The sequence below is a fragment of the Streptomyces sp. CoH27 genome, from assembly GCF_020181035.1.
Lineage (GTDB): Bacteria > Actinomycetota > Actinomycetes > Streptomycetales > Streptomycetaceae > Streptomyces > Streptomyces camelliae.
In genome coordinates this window covers 17,610-30,185 of record NZ_JAIQYY010000048.1, presented here as the reverse complement: position 1 = coordinate 30,185, position 12,576 = coordinate 17,610, and the positions used below count along the sequence as shown (strand labels likewise).

The 12,576-nt window shown below is 70.8% G+C and carries 17 protein-coding genes; 7 read left to right on the top strand and 10 right to left on the bottom strand.

The genetic code is table 11. The annotated features are described in order from the left end of the window. Nucleotides 1–525 (top strand): zinc ribbon domain-containing protein (locus LE548_RS41980; protein WP_225102320.1); only part of this gene is annotated, 525 nt, incomplete at its 5' end. 33 nt (nucleotides 526–558) lie between these two features. Here LE548_RS41980 and LE548_RS41975 read toward each other — a convergent pair. From LE548_RS41975 to LE548_RS41965, 3 genes are all read right to left on the bottom strand, one after another. Beyond that, a complete protein-coding gene (locus LE548_RS41975; RefSeq protein WP_225102319.1) occupies nucleotides 559–774 on the bottom strand; it encodes a hypothetical protein in 216 nt (71 codons plus the stop codon). 68 nt (nucleotides 775–842) lie between these two features. Beyond that, nucleotides 843–1,874 carry a glutamine synthetase gene (gene glnII, locus LE548_RS41970; protein ID WP_225102318.1) on the bottom strand — a complete coding sequence of 344 codons (1,032 nt, stop codon included), beginning with the start codon at nucleotides 1,872–1,874 and terminating at the stop codon, nucleotides 843–845. Between the two features lie 153 nt (nucleotides 1,875–2,027). Beyond that, a complete protein-coding gene (locus LE548_RS41965) occupies nucleotides 2,028–2,492 on the bottom strand; it encodes a MarR family winged helix-turn-helix transcriptional regulator (protein ID WP_225102324.1) in 465 nt (154 codons plus the stop codon). A gap of 84 nt (nucleotides 2,493–2,576) precedes the next feature. Between LE548_RS41965 and LE548_RS41960 the strand changes: the two genes are divergently transcribed. Then, nucleotides 2,577–3,434 carry an alpha/beta fold hydrolase gene (locus LE548_RS41960; RefSeq protein ID WP_225102317.1) on the top strand — a complete coding sequence of 286 codons (858 nt, stop codon included), beginning with the start codon at nucleotides 2,577–2,579 and terminating at the stop codon, nucleotides 3,432–3,434. Nucleotides 3,435–3,437: 3 nt separating this feature from the next. Here the strand turns inward: LE548_RS41960 and LE548_RS41955 are convergent, their stop codons facing one another. Both LE548_RS41955 and LE548_RS41950 read right to left on the bottom strand, forming a co-directional pair. Further along, a complete protein-coding gene (locus LE548_RS41955; protein WP_225102316.1) occupies nucleotides 3,438–4,160 on the bottom strand; it encodes a septal ring lytic transglycosylase RlpA family protein in 723 nt (240 codons plus the stop codon). A 119-nt stretch (nucleotides 4,161–4,279) separates the two neighbouring features. After that, on the bottom strand, nucleotides 4,280–4,648 hold the full coding sequence (locus LE548_RS41950; protein WP_225102315.1) for an arsenate reductase family protein: 369 nt from the start codon (nucleotides 4,646–4,648) through the stop codon (nucleotides 4,280–4,282). Nucleotides 4,649–4,813: 165 nt separating this feature from the next. Between LE548_RS41950 and LE548_RS41945 the strand changes: the two genes are divergently transcribed. Next, on the top strand, nucleotides 4,814–5,128 hold the full coding sequence (locus LE548_RS41945) for a hypothetical protein (protein ID WP_225102314.1): 315 nt from the start codon (nucleotides 4,814–4,816) through the stop codon (nucleotides 5,126–5,128). Between the two features lie 52 nt (nucleotides 5,129–5,180). Here LE548_RS41945 and LE548_RS41940 read toward each other — a convergent pair whose 3' ends face one another. Continuing rightward, nucleotides 5,181–5,927, bottom strand: a complete 747-nt coding sequence (locus tag LE548_RS41940; protein WP_225102313.1) for an alpha/beta hydrolase — start codon at nucleotides 5,925–5,927, stop codon at nucleotides 5,181–5,183. Between the two features lie 138 nt (nucleotides 5,928–6,065). Here LE548_RS41940 and LE548_RS41935 point away from each other — a divergent pair, with 138 nt between their 5' ends. After that, complete coding sequence (locus LE548_RS41935) at nucleotides 6,066–6,347, top strand: hypothetical protein (RefSeq protein ID WP_225102312.1); 282 nt, start codon at nucleotides 6,066–6,068, stop codon at nucleotides 6,345–6,347. A 25-nt stretch (nucleotides 6,348–6,372) separates the two neighbouring features. On the opposite strand, the gene LE548_RS41930 is transcribed toward LE548_RS41935, so the two are convergent. The 4 genes from LE548_RS41930 to glnA form a co-directional block, all read right to left on the bottom strand. Then, entirely contained in the window at nucleotides 6,373–6,957 is a 585-nt protein-coding gene (locus LE548_RS41930) for a hypothetical protein (protein WP_225102311.1), read from the bottom strand. 31 nt (nucleotides 6,958–6,988) lie between these two features. Beyond that, complete coding sequence (gene htpX / locus LE548_RS41925; protein ID WP_225102310.1) at nucleotides 6,989–7,906, bottom strand: zinc metalloprotease HtpX; 918 nt, start codon at nucleotides 7,904–7,906, stop codon at nucleotides 6,989–6,991. 116 nt (nucleotides 7,907–8,022) lie between these two features. After that, nucleotides 8,023–8,280, bottom strand: a complete 258-nt coding sequence (locus LE548_RS41920) for a hypothetical protein (protein WP_225102309.1) — start codon at nucleotides 8,278–8,280, stop codon at nucleotides 8,023–8,025. 206 nt (nucleotides 8,281–8,486) lie between these two features. Next, nucleotides 8,487–9,896, bottom strand: a complete 1,410-nt coding sequence (glnA, locus tag LE548_RS41915) for a type I glutamate--ammonia ligase (protein ID WP_225102308.1) — start codon at nucleotides 9,894–9,896, stop codon at nucleotides 8,487–8,489. A gap of 210 nt (nucleotides 9,897–10,106) precedes the next feature. On the opposite strand from glnA, the gene LE548_RS41910 reads away from it, so the two are divergent. The 3 genes from LE548_RS41910 to LE548_RS41900 all read left to right on the top strand — a co-directional run bounded on the left by LE548_RS41910 (nucleotide 10,107) and on the right by LE548_RS41900 (nucleotide 12,576). Continuing rightward, nucleotides 10,107–10,574 (top strand): RDD family protein, encoded by a 468-nt coding sequence (locus LE548_RS41910; RefSeq protein ID WP_225102307.1) that lies wholly within the window; start codon nucleotides 10,107–10,109, stop codon nucleotides 10,572–10,574. A gap of 140 nt (nucleotides 10,575–10,714) precedes the next feature. After that, the gene (locus LE548_RS41905) at nucleotides 10,715–11,941 is read left to right on the top strand and encodes an acyl-CoA dehydrogenase family protein (protein ID WP_225102306.1); all 1,227 of its coding nucleotides are present in this window, start codon (nucleotides 10,715–10,717) and stop codon (nucleotides 11,939–11,941) included. A 134-nt stretch (nucleotides 11,942–12,075) separates the two neighbouring features. Continuing rightward, complete coding sequence (locus LE548_RS41900; RefSeq protein ID WP_225102305.1) at nucleotides 12,076–12,576, top strand: flavin reductase family protein; 501 nt, start codon at nucleotides 12,076–12,078, stop codon at nucleotides 12,574–12,576.

Sequence of the window (12,576 nt, the reverse complement as noted above, 5' to 3'; positions counted from 1 at the left end):
ACCCGGTACGACCGGATGATGGCCCGCCGCAAGCCGAAGAAGGGCCAGGCTGCCTCGAAGGGGTACCGCGCGGCGAAGCAACTGCGGGCGAAGGCGTACAAGAAGGTCGCTCGGCAGCGTGAGGACTCCGGCCGCAAATGGGTCAAGAAAGTCGTCCGTGACCACGACGCCATCGCGGTCGAGGACTTCCGTCCGAGGTTCCTCGCCAGGACCACGATGGCCCGTAAGGCCGCCGACGCCGCCATCGGCGCCACCAAGGCCGCTCTGATCGAGATGGGCCGCAAGCACGGGCGGGACATCCGCCTTGTCCACCCCGCGCACACCACGATGGACTGCGCGCACTGCGATGCGAGAGCCAAGCACGCACTGCCGCTGGGGGAGCGCACCTACACCTGCACCACGTGCGGAACGGTGTCCCCCAGGGACAAGAACTCCGCACGCGTGATGCTCGTCCGGGCTGGTCTCAACCCGGCTGGTGCCGATGGCGGAAGACCTCGTGGAGCGCTGCTCCAGGAGGCGGCCTGAGCCAGGAATCCCCTCCCTCAGGGAGGGGAGGATTCAACCGGTGGTACGCCAGCGACCCTCGACACCGGGGAGCCAGCACCTCCGCTCGCTGCCGCCCGTAGAGCCTCGGCGCCGACGGTACCGGCCGCAGGCCCGAGCGCCCCCGTGCACGCCGCTCGCGCCGCCGCCGGACTCCATCGCGCGCAGCAGGCCGGGGATGTCGTCGGCCGGGCCGTACGCGTGGCTGAGGTCCGCCCAGGGGGTCTCCATGACAGCGCACGATATGTGTGAGGGGCGCCCGCCAAGACGGCGGGCGCCCCTCACGGGAGTCGGGCGGATCAGACCTGGCCGGCCTTCTCCAGGGCGGAGCAGCAGGTGTCCACGATCAGGCGGGTCACCACGTACGGGTCGACGTTGGCGTTCGGACGGCGGTCCTCGATGTAGCCCTTGCCGTCCTTCTCGACCTGCCACGGGATACGGACCGAGGCACCGCGGTCGGAGACGCCGTAGGAGTACTTGTCCCACGGGGCGGTCTCGTGCAGGCCGGTCAGGCGCTCGTCGATGCCGGCGCCGTAGTTCTTGACGTGGTCCAGCGGCTTGGAGCCCTCGCCGAGCGACTCGCACGCGGTGATGATCGCGTCGTAGCCCTCGCGCATGGCCTTGGTGGAGAAGTTGGTGTGCGCGCCCGCGCCGTTCCAGTCGCCCTTGACCGGCTTGGGGTCGAGGGTCGCGGAGACCTTGAAGTCCTCGGCGGTGCGGTACAGCAGCCAGCGGGCCACCCACATCTGGTCGGAGACCTCCAGCGGGGAGAGCGGGCCGACCTGGAACTCCCACTGGCCCGGCATGACCTCGGCGTTGATGCCGGAGATGCCGAGACCGGCCTTCAGGCAGTTCTCCAGGTGGGCCTCGACGATCTCGCGGCCGAAGATCTCGTCGGCGCCGACACCGCAGTAGTAGCCGCCCTGCGGGGCCGGGAAGCCGCCCTCGGGGAAGCCGAGCGGGCGGGAGCCGTCGAAGAACGTGTACTCCTGCTCGATGCCGAAGATCGGCTCCTGCGCGGCGTACTTCGTGGCGACCTCGACCAGCGCGGCACGGGTGTTGGAGGAGTGCGGGGTCATGTCGATGTCGAGGACCTCGCACAGCACCAGGACGTCGTCACCGCCGCGGATCGGGTCCGGGCAGGTGAACACCGGCTTGAGCACGCGGTCCGAGGCGTGGCCCTCGGCCTGGTTGGTGGAGGAGCCGTCGAAGCCCCAGATCGGCAGCGCGTCGAGACCGGCCGGGGTACCCGTGATGATCTTCGTCTTGGAACGGAGCTTGGCCGTCGGCGTGGTGCCGTCGATCCAGATGTACTCAGCCTTGAAGGTCACGGGGCCACATCCTTAGGGGGTGGGTCTGGGCGCACTTGCGGGTGCTGCGGCGCTGCGGCACTGGGGCGCCGCTCGAACTGCGCGCAGCCTGTCAACAGGCGGTTTCCCGTCCATTGCTCGTATGTGAACCCCGTGTTACCTGGTCCTTTTGTGTCACGACTCACGTTGTGAGGAGGATTCCGGCGGGGTATGGGCCTGCTCCGCCGCGGCCTCGCGGACCCCTTCGAGGAAGGTCCGGATCGCGGCCCGCTGGTCCTCGTCGTATCCGCGAAGCAGCTCCACCGACCGCTCGATGAGCGGCCCGAAAGAGGCCTGTCCGAGGTCCACGGCACGCTCCGTCACCTCTACGACGACCTTCCGCCGATCGCGCGCACCGCGCACCCGCCGCACATGCCCGGCCCGCTCCAGCCGGTCGAGCAGAGCCGTGGTTCCGGCCGAGTTGAGCCCGAGTACGGCCCCGAGCCGTCCGGCGCTCAGCTCCTCGCCCGCGCGCCGGGCGTCCATGAGTGCGATCAGGGCGCGTACGTCGGTGGGATGCATGCCGTTCCGCTGCGCGAACCGGGCGCTGTGCAGGCCGAGTTCCACGGCGACGGCACGCAGGAGGTGGACGATCTCCATCTCGGGCTCCACGCGGGCCTCCGAGGTTATTATCTCGCTGAGCGAATGTCTTGCTGGGCGAGATAATAAGGGGGCGGTGGCGTGATGGGATACGAGAGCGGGGCCTTCCGCGTCGCGTACGAGAAGGTCCTGGCGAAGTGGCCCGCCGAGCGGGAGGCGCTGACCGTCGCCACGCCCTTCGGGGGCACGCACGTCAACGCCTGCGGCCCGCGCGACGCGCCCCCGCTGCTCCTCCTGCCGGGCGGCGGCGGGGCCACCTCGGCCTCCTGGTACGCCCAGGCCGCCGCCCTCGCGCGGACCCGCCGCGTCTACGCCGCCGACCTGATCGGTGCGCCGGGCCGGAGCACCCCGGCCGGCGACCGCCACCCCCGCACGGTCGCCGGCCTGGCCGCCTGGCTGGACGCCCTCCTCGACGGCCTGGGTGCCGCTTCGGCCGACGTGGGCGGGCACTCCTACGGCGCCTGGATCGCCCTGCACCACGCGCTGCGGGCGCCGGGCCGGGTGCGCCGCCTGTTCCTCCTGGACCCGACCCGGTGCTTCGCCGGATTCAAGGCGGCGTACCTGCTGCATGCCCTGCCGATGCTGCTGCGGCCCACGCCCCGCCGAGTCCGCGCCTTCCTGGAGTGGGAGACGGGGGGAGTGCCGCTGGACCCGGACTGGCTCGCCCTCCAGGAGGCGGCCGCGGGCTTCCCCGCCCCCCGGCCGGTGACCGGCCCGCGCCCGGCGCCGGACGCGCTGCGCGGCCTGGAGGTGCCGGTCCTGCTGATCCTGGGGGAGAACAGCAGGGTCCATGGGCCGCGGAGGGTGGCCGGCCGGGCCCGCGCGCTGCTGCCGCACGTGGAGACCGCCGTCCTGCCGGGGGTCTCACACCACGCGCTGCCCCAGTGCGCGTCCGATGACGCCCTGGCCGGCCGTCTCACCGCGTTCCTGAACGGTTCCTGAGCCTCACCCCACCTTCTCGATCACGGCGTGGCGGATGAGGAACTTGCCCGGCTCGCGGACCTGTTCGAAGGCCGCGTTGTTGAGCAGGACGCAACTGCCGGAGACGGAGGTGACCTTCACCGTGGTGGACTTGTTGTTGTCCAGGTTGGTCACCTTCAGGGTCGTCCCCGCCGGGAACTGGTTACTGGAAGCGGCCGGGGCACCGCCTTCTCCGGAGAGTGTCACGGTGGAGCCCTTGCAGACCTGCTGACCGGAGGCCGCGGCGGCACCACCACCGGCGTTTCCCGCGGCGGCGGACTGGGAGGGCTGCGCACTCTGCTGGGCGCCACCGGCCTGCTGCCCCGCGCCCTGCTGCCCCGTGCCCTGGTGACCCGCGCCCTGCTGTGCCGTCTGGGAGCCCTGAGCCGACTCCCCAACGGTGCAGCCGGCCGCCTTCTGCTGGACCTCGATCTGCTGGACGACCGCCTGCCGGTTGGCGATCCGGGCCGCCGACTGGGCGTCCGGGTGGGCTTGCTGGTCCGCGATGAACTTCTGGTTGTTGCCGAGGGCGGTGGCGAGCCCCTGGCAGACGTTCGAGTTCCCGGCGGACAGCGTTTTGGCGTGCTGTGCCGGCTGTGCGGCGTTCGAGGTGGTGGCCAGGGCGAAGGCCCCGCCGCCCGCCACCGCCGCGGCACTGACGAGCAGCGCGAGCTTCTTCTTCGTACCGAGTGTTCTCCTGCGCGACATGCGCGCCTCCTGAAGAGGTAGGGGAGCGTACGTCGCTAGGTACGAGATATCGAACAGGGTTGCTCAGTGGTTGAAGCGCTTGCTGAAAGTAACCTGCGTCACAAGCGAGTTGAACCGGCTCAGCTCTTGTTGTGGGAGAGGGCCTCCCGTACGGCCTCCTCGGTGCGGGCCACCAGGGCCGTGCCGTCGTCGGCGGTGATGATCGGGCGCTGGATGAGCCTGGGGTGCTCGGCGAGCGCGGTGATCCACCGCTCGCGCGTGCTCGCGTCCCGCGCCCACTCCTTGAGCCCGAGCTCCTTGGCGTCGGCCTCCTGGGTGCGGGTGATGTCCCACGGTTCGAGGTTCAGCCGGTCGAGTACGGTCCTGATCTCGTCCGCGCTCGGCACGTCGTCCAGATAGCGGCGGACGGTGTACTCGGCCCCCTCGGCGTCGAGCAGGCTGAGGGCGCTGCGGCACTTGGAGCAGGCCGGATTGATCCAGATTTCCATGCGGGACACGGTACGCGAAAACCATCCCGCACCCCAGGTCACGCGAGCCCCGAAAGCCCTTGTGGCCAGGGGCTTTTGTCAGTGGTGGGTCGTAGAATAGAAGCAGTGTTCGAGGGTGTCGCCGGGCTGTCCGGCCGGCACCCTGACCGCGACAGGAGGATGCCCGTGCCCGCTGCCGCCCTGAAGCCGAAGCCGTTCCCGACCCAGTCCACCGCCCAGCATCCCGTTCTCTTCGACTCGCCCTACGAGCCCGTGACGAAGCGCCCGCTGCCGGCCGGACGGCCGCGCGAGTGGTACGTCAGCCACAACCGCCGGCTGAAGGCCATGCGTCTCGCGATAGCCCTCCTCGACTCGGGCGTCTACCTCCCGGCCCAGGCCTCCGACGCCACGATCCGCACCACGGCGGAGGACATCGGCATGCGCTCGCCGTCCGACACGACCTGCCACATGGTCCGGGCGTTCATGCGCTACAGCCGCTGAACACGGCCGCACACCGGGTGCCCCGCGAACCGGCGGGGCACCCGGCACACCGTCACGCCGGCGCCGCCTCCAGCGGACCGGGTTCGGCCACCCCGGCCAGCAGACACTCCACGAACGCCCGCCGGTCCTCGGCGTGCTCGTGGAACCACAGGCCCAGCCGGTGCTCGGCGTCGGGGAGTTCGAAGCGGGAGTAGCGGGCCCGTGCCGACAGCGCGTCCTGCACGGCCTCGGTCACGGCCGGCGGGATGACCGCGTCGGTGCCCGGAACCGCCAGCACCGCCCGGCCCTCGTACGCCCGGTACGCCTCCAGGGCCGGTGACCTCCGCCAGCTGTCCGCCGTTCGGATGATCTCGCTGAACCGGCCCCGGCCGTCCCCGAACGGCACCTCCCAGGCCTCGGGCGCGTAGACGGCGGGCGAGCACAGGCCTACGGCGGTCACCCGGCGCCCGTAGTGCCGTACGAGATCGGCGACCGTCTGCCCGCTCATGCTGAAGCCGACCAGAACCAGCGGGTCGTCCGCAGGCGCGTGGGCGTCGAGCACCGCCACCGCCTGCTCGTACCGCCGTCGCAGGCTCAACTCCGCGAGCGCGCCGGTGCTGTCGCCGTGGCCGGAGAAGTCGAACGCCAGGGTGTGACAGCCGCGGGCGGTGAACTCGGTGAGCAGCGGGAGCAGTCGCTCCTTCCTGCCGTTCCCCGCACCGTGCAGCAACACCACCGTGGCCCGCCCCGCCGCCCCGGCGCGCACCCCGCTGAGCCGTTCGCCGTCGAAGTCGTAGGTGAAACCGGAGAGTTCGCTCATGGGGTCATTCACTCACGGCGGGCGGAGAGGCAGGCGGAAAACGGGATGCGGCCCCTGCGGCGGGCTCCCTACGCTGAACAAACGGCGCGAAAGCCGACACACCCCACCCCCGCCACCCTCACCCCACGGAGGTCCGTCATGCGTGGCATCGTCGCGTCCGGGACCGTCGTCCTGGTGATCCTCGGATTCGGAAACCATCTCTGGTGGCTCGCCGCCGTCGCGCTGCTGTACCTGTACGCGACGCACGGACGCGGCTCTCCCGGTACCCCACCCACCACCACGGGCACGGGCGGCCCGACCCCGCCCGACAGCTACCGCGCCTACCGCGAGCGCCGGGACCGGCAGGCCAAGTGGGAGCGGCGCTACCGCCGCGAGCGTCCCTTCGAGGCCCGTCGGCAGGAGCGGGAGAAGAGCAGGTGAGACAGGTGAGCCACGGCGTCCCCGGTCACAGTCCGGGGGCGCCCCACACCGGGAACCAGCGGCTCAGGTCCTGCTCGATGCGCAGGTCGTTCGCGAGGGCCGCCTTCACCTGGAGTTCCAGCGCGCTGTCCCGTCGCTCGCCCGCACCGGGGACGGGCGCGAAGGGATAGAAGGTGCCGCGCTTGTAGAGGTAGACCAGGGCCAGCTTGCGGCCGGTGCCGTCCTGGAACGCGGCCAGCGAGCACAGCAGCTGCGGGCCGAACCCGTTGACCTCCATCGCGCTGTTCACCGCGTGCAGATCATTGACCAGCTCCACCAGCTGGTCCGGGGTCCGCTGGGACACCAGCCACGAGTAGCCGTAGGTGTCCCGGTGCAGCTCCACCGGGGGACCCGTGCGGTCGGTGTCCGCGTCCAGCAGCGCCTGCACCTCCCGATGGGTCTGCTCGAACGCCGCCCCCTCCACCGTGGCGAAGCACACCGCCCCGCTCCCGGTGGCGGTGAAACCGGCCGCGGCCTCAAGGGTCACGGCAGCCGAGGGCAGCGCGAAGAGCTGATCCAGATCGGGCGCGACCGGTTTCGTACGGCCCAGCAGGATGTCCAGCAGCCCCAAGGCTCAGCCCGCCTTCCGCAGTGCCATGTATTCAGCTCGCCTTCCCCGGAGTGGCGGCCTCGCCCAGCTCGGCCGAGATGCGGCCCAGCTGCTCCAGCCGCTGCTCCAGGGTCGGGTGGGTGGAGAAGAACCGCTCCAGGCCCGGCTCCTTGCCCTCCGCCGGGGTGAAGAAGAAGGCGTTGAAGGCCTGGGCCGTGCGCAGATCCTTGGTCGGGATCCGGGCGATGTCCCCGGAGACCTTGGTGAGCGCCGAGGCGAGGGCCGACGGGCGGCCGGTGAGATGCGCGGCCGCGCGGTCCGCCGCCAGCTCCCGGTACCGCGACAGGGCCCGGATCAGCAGGAAGCTGATCGCGTACACCGCCACCGAGACAGCCAGCACGGCGCCCATGACGGCGGCCGTGTTCTGGTCCCGGCGCCCCCCGAAGAGGCCCGAGTAGAAGGCGAACCGGACGATCAGGCCCGCCAGCACCCCGAGGAACGACGCGATCGTGATCACCGCGACGTCCTTGTGCGCCACGTGCGACAGTTCGTGCGCCAGCACGCCCTCCAGCTCGGCGGGCTCCAGCCGCCGCAGCAGCCCGGTCGTCACGCAGATCACCGCGTGGTCGGGGTTCCGGCCGGTCGCGAACGCGTTCGGCATGTCCAGATCGGACACGGCGACGACCGGCTTGGGCATGTCCGCGATCGCGCACAGCCGGTCCACCACCGCGTGCAGCTCGGGATACTCCTCGCGCTCCACGACCCGCCCGCGCATCGCGAACATGGCGATCTTGTCGGAGAACCAGAACTGTGCCACGAACATCGCCCCGACCACGACGACGACCAGCAGCCAGGACCTCAGCAGCACGATCAACGCCGCGACGAAGCCCACGTAGAGCAGACCGAGCAGGAACATCGTGAGTCCCATGCGCACGGTCAGCCGCCGATCGCTCCGGAACCGGCTCCGCATTTTGCATCACCCCGCAGTCAGGCACTCGTCCCGCTGTCCAGTGTGCACCTGCCGATTCCCATGAAGTGGTTCCGAACGGCCCTAGGGGCAGCAAAACGTACCTGTGAGCGCCGCCCCTAGTGCGCAGAGTGAAACTGCACGAATCCGATCAGTACCATCACCGCGACCACACAGCCGACCACCACGGCGGTGGATGCCCAGGACCCTGCCCGGCGCCGTACCGGTTCCGGGTCGGCGCGGAAGGGCGCCGGGTCCGGCGGATTCTCCCTCCAGCGCGCGGCCAGCATCCGGGCCCGCGCCGAGGGCTCCTTGTGCGCGGCGGATTCGGCCCACCGGTGATCGAACTCCCGTTCCCAGTCGCCCTGTTCCGTCATCCCCGTTCAACCTCTCTCGTCCGTCAAGGGTCAGGAGGGATGATCCCCCGAAAGGAGGAAGTCTGGGAAGCGGGAATGGTTGCCGGACCGCCGTCAGTGCGACGTCCCCGCCCCGGCGGAAGCGGCCGGACATGGGGAAACCCCCCGGTCCTCTCCCTTCCGTGGAGAGAGCCGAGGGGTTTCCCTGTGTCGTGCGGTCGCGTCTGTCACACGTCGAAGTACAGCTCGAACTCGTGCGGGTGCGGACGCAGCTGGAGCGGCGCGATCTCGTTGGTGCGCTTGAAGTCGATCCACGTCTCGATCAGGTCGGACGTGAACACGTCGCCCTGGAGGAGGAACTCGTGGTCGGCCTCAAGGGCGTCGAGGACGGCGTTCAGCGAGGTCGGGACCTGGGCGACGTTCGCGTGCTCCTCGGGAGCCAGCTCGTACAGGTCCTTGTCGATCGGCTCGGCCGGCTCGATCTTGTTCTTGATGCCGTCCAGGCCCGCGAGCAGCAGGGCCGAGAAGGCCAGGTACGGGTTGCCGGAGGAGTCGGGCGCGCGGAACTCGACGCGCTTGGCCTTCGGGTTGGAGCCCGTGATCGGGATACGCATGGCCGCGGAGCGGTTGCGCTGCGAGTACACCAGGTTGATCGGCGCCTCGAAGCCCGGCACCAGACGGTGGTACGAGTTCACCGTCGGGTTGGTGAAGGCCAGCAGCGACGGGGCGTGCTTGAGGATGCCGCCGATGTAGAAGCGGGCGGTGTCCGACAGGCCCGCGTAACCGGCCTCGTCGTAGAACAGCGGGTCGCCGTTGCTCCACAGCGACTGGTGCACGTGCATGCCCGAGCCGTTGTCACCGAAGATCGGCTTCGGCATGAAGGTCGCGGTCTTGCCGTTGCGCCAGGCCACGTTCTTCACGATGTACTTGAAGAGCTGGAGGTCGTCGGCGGCGGCGAGCAGCGTGTTGAACTTGTAGTTGATCTCGGCCTGGCCGGCGGTGCCCACCTCGTGGTGCTGGCGCTCGACCTTCAGGCCGGACCGCTCCAGCTCCAGGGAGATCTCGGCGCGCAGGTCGGCGAAGTGGTCGACCGGCGGGACCGGGAAGTAGCCGCCCTTGTAGCGGACCTTGTAACCGCGGTTGTCCTCCAGCGCACCGGTGTTCCAGGCGCCCGCCTCGGAGTCGATGTGGTAGAAGGACTCGTTCGCCGAGGTGGCGAAACGCACGCTGTCGAAGACGTAGAACTCGGCCTCGGGACCAAAGTACGCGGTGTCCGCGATACCGGTCGACGCGAGGTACGCCTCCGCCTTCTTCGCCACGTTGCGCGGGTCACGGGAGTACTGCTCGCCCGTGATCGGGTCGTGGATGAAGAAGTTGATGTTGAGCGTCTTGTCCCGGCGGAAGGGGTCGACCCGGGCCGTGGACAGGTCGGCGCGCAGCGCCATGTCGGACTCGTGGATGGCCTGGAAACCACGGATCGACGATCCGTCGAAGGCCAGCTCCTCGTCGGGGTCGAACGCCTCGACGGGCACCGTGAAGTGCTGCATGACGCCCGGCAGGTCGCAGAAGCGGACGTCGACGAACTTGACGTCCTCGTCCGCGATGAACTTCTTGGCCTCGTCGGCGTTCTGGAACATCCAGCTCCTCCTACTCCCGACCGTCCTCGCCGGGGTGGTAGATCGTTCGTGCGGCCAGTGCGGTGGCACACGCTGGTCTCGACCCTAGGGACGGGTGATTTCTCGGGCGTGACCCGTTTGTTTCGCAGAAGTTAACCGGCCACGGGTCCACCGTAGCCCCGGCACACCCCTCGGCACAGGGCGCGCCACCGGGCGCAGTACCTTTGACGGGTGGACAATAGGCGTGCAATCGGATCATGGCTCTCCGGGCCCCGTGAGGCCTTGGAGGAGGCCGGTGCCGACTTCGGTTACCGGGGGGAACAGCTCGGTCTCCCGGAGAGCGGGCCGAACTCGGTCGCCCGGGCCGGCCGGCGCCTCGGCGCCCTCGCCGTGGACTGGGCGATGTGCGTCCTGATCGCATACGGCCTGATCACCCACGGCTACAGCCAGGCGACCAGCAACTGGGCCCTCGGCATCTTCTTCCTCCTGAGCGCCCTCACTGTCGGCACGGTCGGCTTCACCCCGGGCAAGCGTCTGTTCGGCATCCGGGTCGTGGCCCTGGAGACCGGCACGGTCAGTCCGGTGCGCGCGCTGCTGCGCACGGTCCTGCTGTGCCTCGCGATCCCCGCGCTGGTCTGGGACCGGGACGGGCGCGGGCTGCACGACCGGCTCGCCAAGACGGTCGAGATCCGTATCTGAGCCGCCGCCCCTGGGCGGTCGGCTCGTCCGATTGTAGGAATTTCCCGGTCCCGGTCGGGTGATCGCCGGACCGGCACGCGGCCCGCGCCGCCCCGGCCCGGTGAGACTGCCGCCATCTCTTGGTGGAGGTGGCGGACAGGATGACCGGCGACAGCACACAGACGCTTACGGACGAGGCACTGAGCCTCTCGGCGATCGTGGCCAGCGCGCCACGGGTCGCACGGCTCGCGGCGCGGTGCGCCGAGGAGGCGGAGGCCGCGCGGCGGCTCACGCCCGAGGTGGTCGAGGCACTGAAGGAGGCCGGCTTCGCCCGGCACTTCGTGCCCGCGGCCCACGGCGGCACCGAGGGCGGCTTCGAGGAGCTGACCCACGCGGTCGGCCTGGTCGGCGAGGGCTGCGCCTCGGCCGCCTGGGCCGCCTCGCTGGCCGCGTACGCCGGCCGGTACGCCGCGTTCCTGCCCACCGCCGGGCAGGCGGAGATCTGGGCCGACGGCCCCGACGTCCTGCTGGCCGGCGCGCTCATGCCCGCCGGGCAGGCCGAGCGGGTGCCCGGCGGCTGGCGGCTGAGCGGTGAGTGGAAGTACATCAGCGGGGTGCACTTCGCCGACTGGGTCCTCGCCTGTTCGGTCGTACCGGGTGAGGCCGTTTCGGACGGGCGTCCCGGCGGGCCTCCCGGCGGGCGTCCCGGCGGGGGCGGCGAGGTGCGGTTCTTCGCGGTGCCGAAGCCGGACGTCTCGGTCAGGGACAGCTGGTTCACGCTGGGCATGCGCGGGACCGGCAGCGACACCCTGGTCCTCTCCGAGGCGTTCGTGCCCGACCATCTGACCCTCGGCAGATCCGCGGTCCACGAGGGCCGGGCGGTCGGCACGGACGCCCGCTGCCACATCGTCCCGATGTACGCCGTGAACGCGCTGCCCTTCGCCGCCCCGCTGGTCGGTGCCGCCCGGGGCGCGCTGCGGGCCGCGCACGAGCAGACCGGGCGGCGTCGGGACCGGCGCGGCAATCCGGTCCGCGACAAGCCGTCGGTGCAGATCGACCTGGCCCGGTCCGCCGCCGAGGTGGACGCCGCCGAACTCCTCGTCCGGCGTACCGCCCGGGCGGCCGACGGCATCGACGAGCCCGGCGCGGCCGAGGCGGCGGTGCGCGGACCGAGGGATCTGGCGCTGGCCGTGGAACTGCTGGTGTCCGCCGTGGAGCGGCTCTTCCGGGCCACGGGCACCTCGGGGCACTTCGAGTCCGACCCCGTCCAGCGGTTCCGGCGGGACATCGACACGGCGGCCTCCCACGTGGCCCTGTCCTTCGAGACCACCGGCGCGGCCTACGGCGCCTGGGCCCTCGGCGCCGAGAACCCCACTGCGGCCCGCTGACCGCCGTACCGCCCCCCACGGCTCTCTCTGGTTGCCCGGTACCGGCGACGGCGGCATAGTCGTGACCGGTGACGGTGACCGCCCGGACACGAACGGTCACCGGGCCCGACGTCGCGGGACGGGTGGTGCGCGGTATGACCGATGGTCAGGATGTGATGGCGGCCGGGGTGACTCCCGAGGAGTTCCGGGACGCCATGGCGCGCTTTCCGTCGGGCGTGGTGGTGGTGACCGCCCGCTGTGAGGACGGCACGCCGCGCGGCTTCACGGCCAGCTCCTTCTGCTCGGTCTCCCTGGAACCGCCGCTGGTCCTGGTGTGTCTGTCGGACACGGCCGACTCGGCGGCGGTCTTCGCGCTCTGCGAGGACTTCGCGGTGAGCGTGCTGGCCCCGGAGCACCAGCATCTGGCGCTGCGGTTCGCCACCAAGGGCGCGGACAAGTTCTCCGACCGCCTGCTGCGGCCGAGCCCCGCCGGGCTGCCCGCGGTGTGGCAGGCGCCGGTCCAGCTGGACTGTGCCGCATACGCGCGTTACCCGGCCGGGGATCACACGATCCTGATCGGCCGGGTAACGGGAGTGCGGCTGGGCGAGGGGTCGCCGATGGTCTACTGCGAGCGGGAGTTCCGCTCGCTGAACTGA